The organism is Pantoea phytostimulans, assembly GCF_046118715.1.
Lineage (GTDB): Bacteria > Pseudomonadota > Gammaproteobacteria > Enterobacterales > Enterobacteriaceae > Pantoea > Pantoea phytostimulans.
Genome location: NZ_CP173698.1, coordinates 1,671,982 through 1,688,717, shown reverse-complemented (window position 1 = coordinate 1,688,717; position 16,736 = coordinate 1,671,982). Strand labels below are relative to the sequence as shown.

Annotated in this window: 12 protein-coding genes; 11 read left to right on the top strand and 1 reads right to left on the bottom strand. The window is 49.3% G+C overall.

Annotated elements, in window-relative coordinates; translation table 11 throughout:
• The first annotated feature begins 143 nt into the window (after positions 1–143).
• From udk to asmA, 3 genes are all read left to right on the top strand, one after another.
• The gene (udk, locus tag ACF2G4_RS07945) at positions 144–785 is read left to right on the top strand and encodes a uridine kinase (protein WP_243077574.1); all 642 of its coding nucleotides are present in this window, start codon (positions 144–146) and stop codon (positions 783–785) included.
• A 77-nt stretch (positions 786–862) separates the two neighbouring features.
• Entirely contained in the window at positions 863–1,444 is a 582-nt protein-coding gene (gene dcd / locus ACF2G4_RS07940; protein ID WP_243077575.1) for a dCTP deaminase, read from the top strand.
• A 16-nt stretch (positions 1,445–1,460) separates the two neighbouring features.
• Positions 1,461–3,284 (top strand): outer membrane assembly protein AsmA, encoded by a 1,824-nt coding sequence (gene asmA, locus ACF2G4_RS07935; RefSeq protein WP_409075833.1) that lies wholly within the window; start codon positions 1,461–1,463, stop codon positions 3,282–3,284.
• A gap of 12 nt (positions 3,285–3,296) precedes the next feature.
• Here asmA and ACF2G4_RS07930 read toward each other — a convergent pair whose 3' ends face one another.
• A complete protein-coding gene (locus ACF2G4_RS07930) occupies positions 3,297–4,871 on the bottom strand; it encodes a TerC family protein (RefSeq protein WP_243077577.1) in 1,575 nt (524 codons plus the stop codon).
• Between the two features lie 790 nt (positions 4,872–5,661).
• On the opposite strand from ACF2G4_RS07930, the gene wbaP reads away from it, so the two are divergent.
• The 8 genes from wbaP (at position 5,662) to ACF2G4_RS07890 (ending at position 16,644) form a co-directional block, all read left to right on the top strand.
• The gene (wbaP, locus tag ACF2G4_RS07925; protein WP_332627181.1) at positions 5,662–7,095 is read left to right on the top strand and encodes an undecaprenyl-phosphate galactose phosphotransferase WbaP; all 1,434 of its coding nucleotides are present in this window, start codon (positions 5,662–5,664) and stop codon (positions 7,093–7,095) included.
• Between the two features lie 285 nt (positions 7,096–7,380).
• Complete coding sequence (locus ACF2G4_RS07920) at positions 7,381–8,520, top strand: polysaccharide export protein (protein ID WP_215846252.1); 1,140 nt, start codon at positions 7,381–7,383, stop codon at positions 8,518–8,520.
• Between the two features lie 8 nt (positions 8,521–8,528).
• Positions 8,529–8,963: a protein tyrosine phosphatase gene (locus ACF2G4_RS07915; protein ID WP_215846254.1), complete on the top strand. Its 435-nt coding sequence runs from the start codon at positions 8,529–8,531 to the stop codon at positions 8,961–8,963.
• Positions 8,964–8,975: 12 nt separating this feature from the next.
• On the top strand, positions 8,976–11,153 hold the full coding sequence (gene wzc, locus ACF2G4_RS07910; RefSeq protein WP_332627180.1) for a tyrosine-protein kinase Wzc: 2,178 nt from the start codon (positions 8,976–8,978) through the stop codon (positions 11,151–11,153).
• 353 nt (positions 11,154–11,506) lie between these two features.
• Positions 11,507–12,424 (top strand): glycosyltransferase family 2 protein, encoded by a 918-nt coding sequence (locus ACF2G4_RS07905; protein ID WP_215846260.1) that lies wholly within the window; start codon positions 11,507–11,509, stop codon positions 12,422–12,424.
• Between the two features lie 78 nt (positions 12,425–12,502).
• Positions 12,503–13,255, top strand: coding sequence for a glycosyltransferase family 2 protein (locus tag ACF2G4_RS07900; RefSeq protein ID WP_243077582.1), 753 nt, complete (start codon positions 12,503–12,505; stop codon positions 13,253–13,255).
• A gap of 49 nt (positions 13,256–13,304) precedes the next feature.
• Entirely contained in the window at positions 13,305–14,339 is a 1,035-nt protein-coding gene (locus ACF2G4_RS07895; RefSeq protein WP_243077583.1) for a glycosyltransferase family 4 protein, read from the top strand.
• Positions 14,340–14,427: 88 nt separating this feature from the next.
• Entirely contained in the window at positions 14,428–16,644 is a 2,217-nt protein-coding gene (locus ACF2G4_RS07890) for a phage tailspike protein (RefSeq protein WP_409075832.1), read from the top strand.
• Positions 16,645–16,736 lie beyond the last annotated feature (92 nt).

Genomic DNA, 16,736 nt, shown 5'->3' with positions numbered 1-16,736 from the left:
AAAAGCTTCTGGCGCCATTTCTCTGGCATCAAAACGCCGAAATCCCTATACTTAGCGCGAACTCACCCTCTCCATTTAGGCCCGCTGGCTGGGCGCGCATTCCGTGTACAGTCATTGGCTCCAGTTATCAGGTCTTTAAAAGTATGACTGACAAGTCTCATCAGTGCGTGATTGTTGGCATTGCCGGTGCTTCCGCATCCGGTAAAAGTTTAATTGCCAGCACGCTCTATCGTGAAATCCGTGATCAGGTTGGTGACGAGCACATCGGGGTCATTCCTGAAGATGCTTATTACAAAGATCAAAGTCACCTCACCATGGAAGAGAGGGTTAAAACAAATTATGACCATCCGAGTGCGATGGACCATGATTTGTTGCTGCAGCATTTGCGTGCAGTTAAAGCCGGAGAAGATATTCATCTGCCGGTTTACAGCTACGTTGAGCACACGCGTACCCAGGAATCTATTCATCTCAAACCCAAAAAAGTCATTATCCTGGAAGGTATTTTGCTGCTGACCGATTCGCGTCTGCGTCAGGAACTTAACTTCTCAATTTTTGTCGACACACCTCTCGATATCTGTTTGATGCGCCGCATGAAACGTGACGTCAATGAACGAGGTCGATCGATGGATTCAGTAATGAGCCAATACCAGAAAACGGTGCGCCCAATGTTTTTGCAATTCATTGAGCCGTCCAAACAGTATGCCGACATTATCGTGCCGCGCGGCGGGAAAAACCGTATTGCGATTGATATCCTTAAAGCCAAAATCAATCAGTTTTTCGAATAACCCACGTCCAACTGGACGTGACGCGAACGGTGCGCTGTAGTAACCGTTCGCTACACTTACGTCATGGAGTTACGTCAATGAGATTATGCGACCGCGACATCGAAGCCTGGCTTGATAACGGTAAGCTGGCGATTACGCCGCGCCCACCGGTCGAGCGTATTAATGGCGCCACGGTCGACGTGCGTTTGGGCAACCAGTTCCGTACTTTTAGCGGTCACACGGCGGCATTTATTGATCTGAGTGGGCCAAAGCAGGAAGTTAGTGCGGCGCTGGATCGCGTCATGAGCGACGAAATTGTGCTGCCGGAAGGGGAAGCCTTTTTCTTGCATCCTGGCGAACTGGCGCTGGCGGTCACGCTGGAATCAGTCACTATTCCAGACGATTTAGTCGGTTGGCTGGATGGCCGCTCTTCGCTGGCGCGTCTCGGATTAATGGTGCACGTGACCGCACACCGTATCGATCCTGGCTGGCAAGGTCGCATCGTGCTTGAGTTTTATAACTCCGGTAAATTGCCGCTGGCGCTACGTCCCGGCATGCTGATTGGCGCACTGAGTTTCGAGCCGCTCTCCGGCCCCGCTGCGCGACCTTATAACCGCCGCGAAGATGCTAAATACCGTGGCCAGCAGGGTGCTGACGCCAGCCGTATCGACAAAGATTGATTTCACTGAGGATGTCATGAGAAGAGTGATAACCACGCTGGCCATCTTGTTAGTGGTGGTCGTAGCGGGAATGACCGCATTAGTATTACTGGTGAATCCCAACGACTTCCGTGCCTATATGGTGCAACAGGTTGAGCAACGCAGTGGTTATCACCTTGAACTGCAAGGCGATTTGCGTTGGCACGTCTGGCCGAAGATGAGCATTCTGGCCGGCCGCATGAGTTTAACCGCGCCTGGCGCGGCGCAGCCGGTGGTTTCAGCAGAAAACATGCGGCTCGACGTGGAACTCTGGCCACTGCTGTCGCATCAACTGAGCGTGAGTCAGGTGATGCTCAAAAACGCCGTGGTACGCGTAACGCCCGATAGCGCTGCAAAAGCGCCGCAAAACGCGCCGCAAGGGCCGCGTAATGCGCAGACTTCCACTTCATCTAACGGTTGGTCATTTAATATCGGTCAATTGCAAATCGCCGATAGCCTGCTCATTTGGCAGCAAGCGGGCGGCGACGAACTTAACTTCCGTAATTTTAATCTCAACCTTGATCAAGACGACAATAAACAGGCCACGATTGCGTTGAATACCAGCGTGACGCGTAATCAGCGCAGCGCAACGGTGAACCTAAAAGGTGAGCTGGATGCGTCGCAATATCCACATCGCCTGAGCGGAAAAGTTGATCAGCTCGATTACGCGCTTGCCGGTGCCAATATCCCGCCACAGGGAATAAAGGGTTCGCTGAGCTTTGAGGGCAGCTGGAATGGTGATAACCAACAATTTTCAGTCGCTAATTTACAGCTGACAGCTAATGACAGCGCACTCACCGGCAATGCCGAAGGAAGCCTGGCGCTGCCACAGCGTTTAGCGCTTAATCTTCAGGCTACCGCTCTGAATTTAGATAATTTGATGGCGAATGCCCCCGTGAATGAGGCTGAAGGTGCTCAGCACGCCACGGTTGCGCGCGCGCCTGTGATTGCCGAGCCACGAGAAAGAAACAATGCCGATTCACCGCTTAACACCCTGGATCTGGCACTGAAGCTTCAGGCTAAGAGTGCGGTTTGGCGTGGTCTGGCGCTCAGTGATTTACAGCTTGATGCCAGTAATCAGCAAGGTCTGATGACGGTGAGTACCTTGAAAGGGGCGCTTGGGTCGGGCAGTTTCTCTCTGCCGGGAACCGTTGATATTCGTCAGCCTGAAACGCGTGTCAGTCTGCAGCCAGAGTTACAGCAGGTTGCCATTCAGCCGCTGCTTAAAGCGCTGGAATTACCCGAATCGCTGCAAGGGACGGTGAGCTTGTCCGGACAACTTTCGGGTGAAGATCTGACCGTTGAGGCCGCGAAAAGAAACTGGCAGGGCAGGGCGGCAATCAGCGCCAACGATCTCACCCTGGCACAAATCAATCTGCAACAAATGGTACGCCGCGCTGTGGCACGTATCAGTAATCGTGTAAGCAGTGAAGACAAGGATGGGCAGGGCATTAAACAGATTGCGGGTCAGGTTGTACTTAATCGCGGCGAATTGGACTTTAGCGAGCTAACGGGCAGCGGCCCGCATCTTGCGCTGCAAGGCAAAGGGCAGGTGAATCTTCAGCAACAACTGCTGGATATTACGCTCGGCTTGAAACTCAGCGGCTGGACGGGTGATGATAAACTGGTCACTGCGCTCTCAGAGCAGACCATTCCACTGCGCATGTTTGGTCACTGGGACAATGTGCAATATTCATTACCTGTTGATGATGTCATTCGTAATCGGCTACAAAATGAAGCGAAGTCGCGGTTGAATGAGTGGATTGATCAGCAGCAAGATAATGACGACAAGCGGAATATTAAAAGTTTATTGCGCCCTTAATGGGCGCGCTTATTACACTTCGTAATCCGCTTCTGTTTTCTGTTCAACGATCTCAACCTTTTGCACGCGATGGTTTTCCACCTGCAAGGTACGCAACAGGTAATTGCCCACCTGTAACTCTTCACCCTCTTGGGGAATATGTTGCAGGCTATCCATCAATAAACCCGCCAGCGTGTGGTAGCTGCGCTTATCATCCAGCGGCAATTTTACATACATCGCGAGATCTTCCAGTGGCATGTGTCCGTTAGCAATCCAGATGCCTTCGCCATTTTGCTGAATGTCATAACGCGCATCAATTTCCCCCGCTTCATTGGGTAAATTACCCGCGATGGTTTCCATCACATCACTCAATGTCACCACGCCTTCCACAGAACCAAATTCATCCACAACAAAAGCGAAGTGCGTATGCGCCTGGCGAAACTGTTCAAGCGCCAGCAGCAATGTTAAGCGCTCTGGAAAGATTAACGGCTGGCGTATCAGGGCGCGTAAATCTAAAGAATTCTGATGCAGCGATTGATGAAGCAGATCAATAACATGTACAACGCCCAGCGGCTCGTTGGCGTTATCCGTAATTAACAGGCGAGTATGTTGGTTGCGGTCGAGTCGCGCCATAATCTCAGCCGGGTCGTCATTCAGATCGATATGTTCCACATCATGACGTGAGGTCATAATGCTGTTTACATGTCGCTGACCTAAGCCCATCACGCGCGCAATCATGACACGTTCCTGACGGTTAAACAGCACATGGGATTCGCTGTCAGCGATCAACGATGACGTTTTAGCATCCAGATCGGCGCGTTCAGATTCACCCCGTAATAAATGCAGTACGGCTTCAGCGGTACGCTGCCTTAAAGGACGACCGGCAGACAAAACGCGACGACGATTAAATTGCGCTAATTGATTGAGGGCTTCAATCAATACTGAGAAACCTATAGCGGCGTACAGATAGCCTTTGGGGATCGCAAAGCCAAAACCTTCAGCAACCAGACTGAACCCAATCATCAGTAAGAAGCTCAGGCAGAGAATGACAATTGTTGGATGGCTGTTGACGAAGCGGGTGAGAGGCTTGCTGGCAAGAAGCATTAGCAGAATTGCAATAGTGACTGCGGTCATCATGACAGGCAAATCGTTAACCATACCGACGGCGGTTATTACAGCATCCAGCGAGAAGATGGCATCCAGAACCACAATTTGAGCCACAACTGGCCAGAATTTAGCACCGCCTTTTTGTTGACCATCATCGTTATCGCTGCCTTCAAGGCGCTCATTCAGCTCTGTTGTGGCCTTAAATAACAGAAAAACGCCACCAAACAGCAACATAAGGTCACGTGCGCTGAAAGCGTGGTTCCAGAGGGTAACCAGCGGCTGAGTCAGCGTAACCAGCCAAGAGAGCGAGGCGAGCAGGAGTAACCGACACACCAGCGCAAGTAACAAACCTATCACGCGAGCGCGATCACGGAGCTTTCCTGGCAGCTTCTCAACCAGAATCGCAATAAAAACTAAGTTATCAATCCCCAGCACTAACTCAAGAACGATAAGCGTGACTAATCCTGCCCAAAGCGAAGGATCGGTTATTCCCTCCAACATGCCTTATTCACCTGAATGTATAAAAATGAGTTTTATCTGATGATAGTGAAGCTTAAAGCAAGCTACAAATAGCGCCTGGCTTGGCATGCTCTTAAGTGACCTGAGATTGTTCTTATCTGGTAACGTATCAAGCTAATCACGTTGTATTAAATTGGCAAACAATACAAGGACGCGCAGGCGAGTAAATAAAATTCATGAGGATCTTATTTCTCAGTAATTCTTATACGATTTGGTGGGGGTAGGGATATGGAAAAAATCTGAAAATTAGAGAAAAGATTGCACGCCGTGACTGATATCAATACTAATGGCTGGTAGTCTTTTTCCTAAAATAGTGCAGGGAAGGCGGGGCCTACTTGTAAACAAGCCAGTAATAACTAGTATAGCAACGGGTTAGTAAATGTCTGCGCTAATGAGACAATTCGCGCAGTGATTCGGCGTTTAATGTCATGAATTGTGATCTCGTCCTCTAAAAGTGGCGATTTGCATCTCATTTTAGTGGATAACCGGCAAGGAAATATGACGAGCAGCGGTATTGGCAGCGACAGCCAAGGGCGGTAGCGTGCCTGAATTGCTTTTCTCGTTTATTAAACAGACGATTACCGCGCAGGAAAAAGTCGGACTAATCTGTTGGTATTTATAACAATTTTCTTGTTTTTATTGGTAAGAGCATTGGCGTAAACGCCGCAGGAGCTCCCCTAAGAAACGATTCAACCTGAACATTCATCACTGCTCATTTAATACACAAGGTTGGGGCGTTACGGGTTTAAGGAAATAAAATAAAGAGTTAAATATGCGCGATACAGAATTTACGTTTAAAAGTCTTATCACCAAATTATTGTTAGCTTTTTCAGATTTAATTTGTTTCAACGCAGCTTTATTTATTGCGATGGCGCTTATTAATATGATGTCTGATTCACCTTTGGCAGATATTTCTGAAAAAGAACTCAATTTAAAAATAGCCACACACATTTGCTTATCAATTATTAGCGTGGGTTGGTTCTGGGTAAGGTTGCGTCATTATACTTACCGCAAACCTTTCTGGTTCGAATTAAAAGAAATTTTTCGTACCATTCTTATATTTTCTGTTATTGATCTGTCGATCACGGCATTGTCTCAATGGCAAACTTCGCGCTTCCTTTGGATATTAACTTGGATATTAGCGCTGATTTTAATTCCAAGCTGTCGCGCACTTTCTAAGCGCCTGTTAAATAAATATGGCTTGTGGAAAAAGCAAACCATCATCATCGGCAGCAACAAAAATGCCCATGAAGCCTGGCAAGCGCTGCAAAGCGAAGAAGTGATGGGCTTTGATGTCATCGCCTTCTATGACGTCGACGGTAGCGGCCCTCATGGCAGCATGTCTGGCGTGCCGGTGCTGCGTGACGAGCAAGAGCTGTGGAATCTGACGAATAGCGAAACGCAGTTTATCGTGGCGGTTGAGTTCGAACAGAGCCAGTACCGCGATATGTGGCTGAAATCGCTGGCAATGCATAATTGCCGTTCAGTCTCTGTTATTCCAACGCTGCGTGGCGTGCCGCTTTACGGTACGGATATGGCTTATATCTTCAGCCATGAAGTGATGATTCTTCGTGTGCAGAATAACCTTGCAAAACGGACATCGCGTTTCCTGAAACGGGCTTTCGATATCGTCGGTGCGCTCTCAATCATCTTGATGCTGCTGCCTGCACTACTGGTACTTGGCTTCCTGGTGGGCCGTGACGGTGGTCCGCCAATTTATGGTCATGAACGTGTAGGTTTGGGTGGACGTAAATTCAAATGTCTTAAATTCCGTTCGATGGTGATTAATTCGAAAGAAGTTTTAGAAGAAGTCCTGCGTACCGATCCCATCGCACGTGCGGAATGGGACAAAGACTTCAAATTGAAGAACGATCCACGTATCACCAAGGTCGGTCACTTTATTCGCAAAACCAGCCTCGATGAATTGCCGCAGCTCTGGAACGTTGTGCGTGGCGATATGAGCCTGGTAGGACCGCGCCCAGTAATTGAAGATGAACTCTGTCGTTATGCCGGTGATGTTGATTATTACCTGATGGCAAAGCCAGGCATGACGGGATTGTGGCAGGTCAGCGGCCGTAATGACGTTGATTATGAAACACGTGTGTACTTCGACTCGTGGTATGTTAAAAACTGGTCTCTGTGGAATGATATCGCCATTCTTTTTAAAACAGTGGGTGTCGTACTGAAGCGGGATGGCGCGTATTGATCAGAGGGCGAGAAGGAGAGCGTAACACGGGCGCTCTCTTATTTAATGCCGTTGTTAGGTGTGTCGTTAGCTGCCCTCTTCAAGGACGCGTTAAGTCGTCATTTATAACGGGTAATGATGGGTTCGCCTTATTTCGCCTTGTTGACCGGCAGCTACAAAAAAGACAGGAGCAAGGATAATGAACGACAAGTTCAGTGCTTAATTAGGTAGTTTTTACTTTTTGTTGGACGCTTACACAGCGGCGTATTCGCCTCTATCAATCAATAACTGATAGCGAAGATCTAAATGATTACAATCAAAATGAAATTGATACCTTTACTGGTATCCGCCACTTTTCTCTCAGGGTGTACGATCCAACCAGGTCAGCACCTTTCCACATCGGGAAAAGATGTCATTGAGCAACAGGATAGCAACTTTGACATCGATAAATACGTCAACGTTTTTCCATTAACACCGCGTCTGGTCGAGCAGATGCGTCCTAAGCCGCTGGTTGCCCAAGCCAACCCAGCGTTGCAGAACGAAATTCAGAGCTATGAGTATCGTATCGGTGTCGGCGATGTTCTGACTGTCACCGTGTGGGATCACCCTGAGTTAACCACGCCAGCAGGTCAATACCGCAGCGCCAGCGATACCGGCAACTGGGTACATTCCGATGGTACGATTTTCTACCCATACATAGGTCGAGTTCGCGTAGCGGGCCGCACTGTGGGTGATGTACGTAATGAAGTTGCACGCCGACTTGCACAGTACATCGAAAGCCCGCAGGTTGATGTCAGCATCGCCTCGTTCAAATCACAGAAAACCTACGTGACCGGTTCGGTAACGACATCAGGTCAGCAGCCGATTACCAACGTGCCATTGACCATCCTTGATGCTGTCAATGCCGCTGGCGGTCTGACTGCAGATGCAGACTGGCGTAACGTTGTGCTTACGCACAACGGTAGCGAGCAACGTGTTTCCCTGCAGGCGTTGATGCAAAACGGTGATCTGAGCCAGAACCATCTGCTCTATCCAGGCGACATTCTGTACGTACCTCGTAACGATGATCTCAAAGTCTTCGTCATGGGCGAAGTCAGACAGCAAACTACCCTCAAAATGGATCGCAGCGGCATGACGCTGGCAGAAGCATTGGGTAACGCACAGGGCGTAGATCAGACCACGTCTGATGCAACCGGCGTGTTTGTTATCCGTCCGATCCGCGGCACCAATCGCACTAAGATCGCCAACATCTATCAGTTGAATACCCGAGATGCGGCATCGATGGTGATGGGTACCGAATTCCAACTGGAACCTTATGACATCGTTTATGTCACCTCCACGCCGCTCACGCGTTGGAACCGCGTAATTTCGCAATTGCTGCCAACCATCGCGGGCATCAACGATGCGAGCGAGGCCGCACTGCGTTTCCGCAACTGGTCTAACTAGGTTCAACCATGATTACGTCCGTGTTAGTCGTGTGCGTTGGCAATATATGTCGCTCTCCCACCGGGGAGCGCTTGCTCAAACGTGCGCTTCCTCAGACTCGGGTAGCCTCGGCAGGGCTAGGTGCCCTAAAAGGTTATCCGGCAGATCCGACCGCCAGCGATGTGGCCGCCATTCATGGGCTGTCGCTTGAAGGTCATGAGGCTCAGCAGTTAACGGCAGAGATGTGCCGTGACTATGACCTGATTCTGGTGATGGAGAAGCGTCATGTGGAGCAGGTCAATCGCATCGACCCGGCCGCACGTGGCAAAACCATGTTGCTTGGGCACTGGCTCAATCAACGAGAAATTGCGGATCCGTACAGAAAAAGCCGTGAGGCCTTTGAAGAGGTTTACGGGTTACTGGAAAACGCTACCCAGAAATGGGTCAACGTATTAAGCCGATAGTTGGGATTATCCATGAATATAAAAAACAAGGTTATGACCGCGCCGAGAGAGGATTCGAATGGATGGGATCTGGCGCATCTTGTGGGACAGCTTATTGATCACCGCTGGATCATTGTTGCGGTTACCGCCTTCTTTATGCTGGTGGCAACGCTCTACACACTGTTCGCTACACCGATTTATAGCGCTGACGCTTTAGTTCAGGTTGAGCAGAAAAATGCCAGTTCGGTACTGAACGATCTGGACAGCCTCATGCCGGCTACGCCAGCATCCGATACTGAGATTCAAATCCTTGAGTCTCGTATGGTTATCGGTAAAACCGTGGCTGATTTGGGATTAGATACTGTTGTTGAGCAGAACTACTTCCCGGTTATCGGTAAAGGTTTGTCGCGTCTGATGGGCAATAAACCATTTGATTTGGCTATCTCGCGTCTGGAAATTCCACGCACCATCGATAAACGTACCGTAGAACTGGAAGTAACTGGACCAGACTCTTATACCGTTTCTAAAGATGGTGATGAGCTGTTCAAAGGTAAAGTTGGCCAGCTGGAAACGCATGGCGATGTCACCATGCTGGTGAGCGGCATTAATGCTGATGAAGGCACGAGCTTTAATGTCACTAAGCTGAACGAATTGCAGGCGATTAATTCAGTGCTTGGCAATCTAACTGTTGCGGACAAAGGTAAAGATACAGGTGTGCTGGGACTTCAGTATGTGGGTGAGAATCCAGAGCTGATCAGCAAGGTATTAAACCAGATTGTTAACAACTACCTGTTACAGAACGTTGAACGTAAGTCTGAACAAGCAGAGAAGAGCCTTGAGTTCCTGCGTAAACAGTTACCGGAAGTCCGCTCTAAACTGGACGTTGCTGAAGACAAGCTGAACACCTTCCGTCGTCAGAACGACTCGGTTGACCTGTCACTGGAAGCGAAATCGGCTTTAGATTCATCTGTTAGCGTGCAGAGTCAATTGAATGAACTGACGTTCCGCGAAGCTGAAGTTTCTCAGTTGTTCACTAAAGATCACCCAACCTACCGCGCATTGCTGGAAAAACGCAAAACGTTGGAAGGTGAGCAGGCGCAGCTGAACAAGAAAATTTCAGGCATGCCGCAGACGCAGCAAGAGATCTTACGTCTGACGCGTGATGTGCAGTCAGGTCAGGAAATCTACATGCAGCTGCTGAATCGCCAACAAGAGTTAGGCATCAGCAAAGCCAGCACCGTGGGTGATGTTCGTATCATCGATGGCGCCGAAACGGCTAACTCGCCTGTTGCACCGAAGAAAGCCTTGATTATCGCTGCAAGTTTGATCTTTGGTCTGTTTGTTTCGGTTGGCCTGGTGCTGCTGAAAGCCTTGCTGCATCACGGTATTGAAAACCCGGACCAGCTGGAAGAGTTGGGCATGAACGTCTATGCCAGCGTCCCGCTTTCCGAATGGCAGCGTAAGAAAGATACCGAAGCGCTGGCGCGCCGTGGCAATAAGGTGAAAACCGATCCGCACGACACGCTGCTGGCATTAGGGAATCCAACTGACCTCTCTATTGAAGCGATTCGTAGCCTGCGTACCAGCCTGCATTTCGCTATGATGGAAGCCAAGAACAACATCCTGATGATTACCGGTGCGAGCCCGGGTATTGGTAAAACCTTTATCTGTGCCAACCTGGCAACGCTGGTTGCAAAAGCGGGCCAGCGCGTCCTGTTCATCGATGGTGACATGCGCCGCGGCTATACCCATGAGCTGCTGGGTGCAGAGAACAAGTCTGGCTTATCCAATATTCTTTCTGGCAAAACTGAATTCAATCCAGCAATGATTCAGAAAGGCATTTACGGCTTTGACTTCATGCCACGCGGTCAGGTGCCACCTAATCCATCTGAGCTGCTGATGCACCGTCGCATGGGTGAGCTGCTGGATTGGGCGAGCAAGAACTACGATTTGGTTCTGATCGATACACCACCGATTCTGGCCGTCACCGATGCCTCAATCATCGGTAAGTTGGCAGGAACTTCACTCATGGTGGCGCGTTTTGAAACCAATACCACTAAAGAAGTGGATGTCAGCTTCAAGCGCTTCGCACAAAACGGCATTGAAATTAAAGGCGTGATCCTTAACGCCGTGGTCCGTAAAGCGGCCAATGCTTATGGTTACGGTTATGACTATTACGATTACGAGTATGGCAAACCAACCAAAAGTTAATCATTGAGTGAATAAAGGGGCGGTTTGACCGCCCCTTTTTATGTCGTTATTTTCACTCACACTAGACAAAAGCTGACCTGCGCAAAATCCCGGTAATGTTGTATTAAGATCTTTTTAAGGGTTGTAAAAGCATTAATACATTGAGTCTTCAATGGCCATTTTATAACTTTTGCCTGACAAATTTCCTGTCGCCGCGTTGTATTTCCTTCTAGTTAAAAAACAGTTTATCGATTGCAGCTGTAGGAAAAGTGGCGATCAAAGCGTCGCCAACAAATTAGGACATCACCGGTTATCCTTGGTCATCCATACGTTATATCTTTGAATTTGGAACTGTTTTTAATGAGGTGCTGGTAATGAAGGATATTCGCTTCTCCATCGTAATTCCCGCTTATAATGCGTCAGAATCGATTGTGACGACGCTGGATTGCGTCAAGGCGCAAAGCTATCGCAATTTCGAAGTGATCATTGTGGATGACAAATCCATTGATGCTGCCGCGCTGGCAGAGGTGGTTCGCAGCGAGCGTTATCAGGATTTGGACATTAATCTGGTGCTCTCTGAGGTCAAGCTCAACGGTGCCGGTGCACGTAACAAAGGCATTGAGTTAGCCACCGGCGATTACGTCAGCTTTCTGGATGCCGATGATGAATGGCATGCAGATAAACTGCTTCATGTCAGCGAGAAAATTGCTCAGCTGGACGCGCAGGGCAAGCAGAACTTCATCATCTTTAGCCAGGTAAATATTTATCAGGATGGCTCTTTTCTGAAAGTGATGCCGATGCAGCCGCCTGGTAAAGATGAAACGGTCGCTGAGTATCTGTTCGGCTGTTACGGCTTTATTCAGACCAGCACTATCGTGTTGAAGCGTGAAGATGCGGCCAAAATCCAGTTTGATACGCGCTATATTCGCCATCAGGATTATGACTTCTGTATTCGCGCCGATCGCATGGGCTACGACTTCGTTATGATCGCTGCGCCTTTAGCTAATTATCATCTGGTGACCAAATTTGGTTCCAAGCACAAAGGCGAGTCAGTGAAGTATTCGATTTTCTGGCTGGATACGATGAAACCGCACCTTACCTCGCGTGACATTCACACCTATAAAGCCTTTAAACTGCCGCTGCGCTACAAAATGGACGGCAATTCGCTGATGGCGAGCCTGAGCTTTGCGCGCTATTTCTTCCTCACCAATAAAGACAACCGCGCTTACTTTATGAATCGCCTGAAAGACAAGGTGAGAGCGCGCTTTGGCGGAGAAAAAGCGCTTTCCTGACGCAGTTTTGCTCATCATTGCTCCTGAAAGCAGGAGCAACCCTTTGGATACACTTTTTTCTTTTATTCAGGTATGAAGATGAATAATCAAGTTGGAACCGTCGGCATTGTTATGCCTATGTACAATGCACGTCAGACGGTATTACGCGCCGTGCAATCGGTTATCAATCAGAGTCACACAGACTGGCACCTTTACCTGATAAACGATAAATCTACCGATGACTCGCTGGCGTTCGTGCGCGAAAATTGTCAGGATGCACGCATCACCATTTTGGATAACGCCGTTAATATGGGCGCCGCCGAGACCCGCAATGTCGGGCTGCGTGCGGCTAAAGAGGAGATCATCGCTTTCCTCGACAGCGATGACGAATGGCATGCTGACAAGCTGGCGCAGCAAGTCGCAGCGATTGCCGCTGGGGATGATTTTGTGATCACCGAGTATCACTACAAAACCCAAAAAGCTGACCACGACATCACCTATTCAAAACCCTACCTCCAACAAGAAAATTTCGTGAAGAAGCAGTACCGCGTCTGTTTTTCATCGGTCTGTTTCCGCCGTCCGCCGCAGGGTATTTTTTTCCAGCGCAAAGGCCACGAAGATTTCCTGTTTCTCTACGAATTGTTCAGTCGCTACAAGCAAGCACGCGTTATTCAGACAATTCTTGTCAATTATTACGAATTAGGTGATTCACTTTCGCGCAATAAGAACAAAGCGGCGAAGTGGCACCTTGAATTATTAAGAATTATCTATAAAAACAATCCGTTAAAAATCTATTACTATTACGGCTGGTATATGGTGAATGGTGTGCTGTTTACCTTGAAGCATCGTTAAGCCGATCGGCAGGATTGTCTTTTACTCATTTTGAGGTGGATTGCGTTACATGAAAAAAATTGTCCTGGTGATCAAAGATGCCTACTCGTATGCGGGCACCGAGAACATCTGTAACTTCATGTCAGAGTGTCTTGGCGAAACGCACGATGTCACCGTTTACTCGTTGGAAGGCAGCGGAAAAACCTTCTATCCCTTTGAGCATGTGAAAGAGATCGTTAGCTTTGAGGGACACAGTAATCCGATTAAAAGCGCCGTCAGCCGTATCCATGAGGAAGATTTTGATACCGTTTTCCTGATCAGCATGGGTCGCCTGAGTGTGATGTTCGCTTTCTGGAACCTGATGTCGATGAAGAAAAAACGCGGCAAAGCCTACGCGTGTGAACACATTGCAATTAATTCCTTCAGTAAACCCATCAAATTCCTCAAGTATCTGCTGCTGCGCTACTACGATCGCGTAATTGTGCTGACCGATAAAGATCATCAGGTTTTTAATCGTTGGCACATTCCTAGCAAACAAATCCCTAATCCTGTGGTGTTTAAAGCCTTTCAGCGCCAGACGCGTAACCGTCAGGCATTAGCTGTGGGCCGTTTAGATCATCAAAAGGGATTTGATCTGTTGCTGGATATCTGGCGCGACTTCGCCAAAACCCATCCTGACTGGACGCTGGTGATTGCCGGTGATGGTGAACTGCGTCAGCAGTTGCACGATCAGGCCGCGGTATTGGGTATCACAGACAGTGTTAATTTTGTCGGCAAAGTCAGCAATATCAATGATTACTACCGCGACAGCGATATGGCGCTGATGACGTCACGCTATGAAGGCTTACCGCTGGTGTTACTCGAAGCGAAAGCATGGTCGCTGCCGGTGGTGGCCTATGACTGCCCAACTGGGCCACAAGAGATCATCAATCACGGTGAAGATGGATTTCTGGTTCCCATGAACGACAAAGCGGACTTTCTGGCACGCATGAACCAGCTGGCCAGTGATGATGCGCTGTTCTATGCCATGAGTGAAAAAACAAAAGAAACCGCGCTGAAATTCGACGGTAATCAAATCAAGCAAAGCTGGCTGGCGTTGGTTTAACTCGGGTAAATCCTACCCAATTGCAAAATGCCTCAAGGGACTAAGCCTTGGCCGATAACACGGCCTCATTAACCACGGGATATGTTGCATGAAAAGAAGAGAAGTGTTGCAAAGCGCAGCCTCAGCCATTGTTGGTGCCCTCTCTGTGAGCACCTTTTCCAGCTACGCAGCAAAAAGTAATGGTATTGCGCTTAAGCCGGTTGATGCCACCGCTGTACCCAAAAGCGACGTACCGATCTTAACGCCAGAAAATGTCTATGCCATGCCACCTCAGTTCTGGCAAGGTTTTGAAGGTAAATTATGGATTGGCAAAGCGGGCAGCGATGCCAGTAAAGCAGGTAACCAAATTCCTGTTTTTTTGCGTGATGCCAACGGTAAAGTCTCTGAGATCAGCCAGCCCATTTCGCTGAACAAAGGCAACTTTGCGCAATTCATTCATGACAATGCCGCGTTGATCGCCGATCCGTCGCATTCCATGGCTGTTGAGGACAGCAACGGTCAAACGCTGTTTAACATTGCTGATGTGAGCCGTCCAGGGCAGGCGGATTTTAGCCAACGGCTGGCACAGCCCACGGGTTATCAGCTGATTGGCGAAATTCCTTCGGTGGAAGAGCTGCGTAAAACGCGTCCGCTGTTTGAAGGAGCAAAAATCAAGCTGAAAAGCTGGCACGCGGGCCTTGAAGTTGGCGGCGGTGAGTTCGTCGGCAGTTTCCAGGATGCGAAAGATGATGACGGCGTTAATTTTGCAGGGCAGGGTTTTCACTGGCGTCGCGTTATTGAAGATTACAACCGCCTGACGCTGTTTGATTTTGGCGCGATTGCAGATGGCAAAACAGATACCGCGCCTGCGATTAAAGCGATGTATCAATGGTCGCTAGCCGCTGATCTGCAGATTTGCGTGCAGTTCCCGGCAGGTACCTTCTTTGTTACGGCCTGTGATTTTGGCCCAGATAATATGCGCTTCTTCCGTATTTCGGGCGCGATGGTGAACTTCGGTTATTTTCCTGCGACCACTTTGGTGTCCGACGGTAAATCCGATTTTATCTTCAAAGTTAATGCTCGCTGGGTGGAAATCTCCAACCTGATTTTCAACGGCAACACGGATACCCATCCCAACCAGCAAGGCTTGTTTAGCAACAGCTGTCCGGGAGGACAATTCTTCCGCGGCTCATGTTTACGCTTCACGCATGTGGGTGGCACGGCATTGAGCCTGCTGGATACGCTGGATTGCAAAATCGACCAATGGTACGCGTCACGCTGTACCGGTGATGTCATCAAAGCCGGTTGGTCTGGCCAGAAAAAAGGCAACTGGGATCACAGTACGGCGATTGAGCTGTCGAATTTCAACGCCCAAAACTGTCGTGGCGGCAAGGTGTTGAATCTGCCGCGCTGCGCTCAGTCCATCATTCATAATGGCTGGATCGAGCACTGCGACTATCCCGGAGACATCTCTAACGGGCAATGGATTGTTGATGCACTCAGCCTGGAAGATTGTAAAAACCCGCTGATAGCGCACAACTCGCGCTTGAACATGCGTCAAACCAGCCTGCAATCAGGCAGTTGGATTGATAACTCTTCGCAGGGCGATCGCTGGCTCAGTGTTTGGGAAATGGGTTCGACGCGGGTTGAATCTTACGGTGTCGCCATTGATGGCAGCCTAAATTACAACTACATCACATCGCGCTGGCGGTTGGAAAATAACTCGAACCAACAAACCTGGTTTGAGCTGGGTAGTCTTTATTCCCCTGATGTCGGTGATTCATGGGAAATCGAAATTTTTGGCCAGTCGCAATTCAATAACGGTACTGACTCGCAGCCGTTAATGAATGTCGTGAATGACAAAACAACCGGTGGCCGTGCGGTGATCCATGTTCAACGCAAAAAGGGCAAGTCGGAAGCCAGCTGGTCTGCCGAAGGAAGCTGTCCGGTGGTTGAGGTGCGCTACGTTGCGCAGCACGACACCGATGTGCGTGTTTTCGTCAAGCTGGCAGGCTGGACGCCTGCCGCAGTGGTATTGGTGAAAAGCACCGGCAAAACGCGCTTTGATACCGGCCGCTGCGCCCGCGTTAACGCCAAAATGGTGCCCGCCAATCCGCCGGGCGGCGAGGAAAGCAAAAAAGCGCCTCAGCGTTTCAGCCTGCACAACGGGAAAGCGGGCATTGGCGCGAACGAAGAGGGCGATCTGCTTATTGCCTCGCGTCCGCTTTCTGACGATCAGGTTGATACCAGTAAGCCTGCAGGATTTGTCTCGGTAGTCATTAATGGCAAGCAGGTCGCGATGCCTTATTTTGCCATCAAGTCATAGCATTTAAACGGGCCGCCACAATGGAGGCGGCCTGCAGTTTCAGGAGCGGGTTTTTGGGTTTATTTGCCTTATTGCAGTGCTTTAACAGAGTT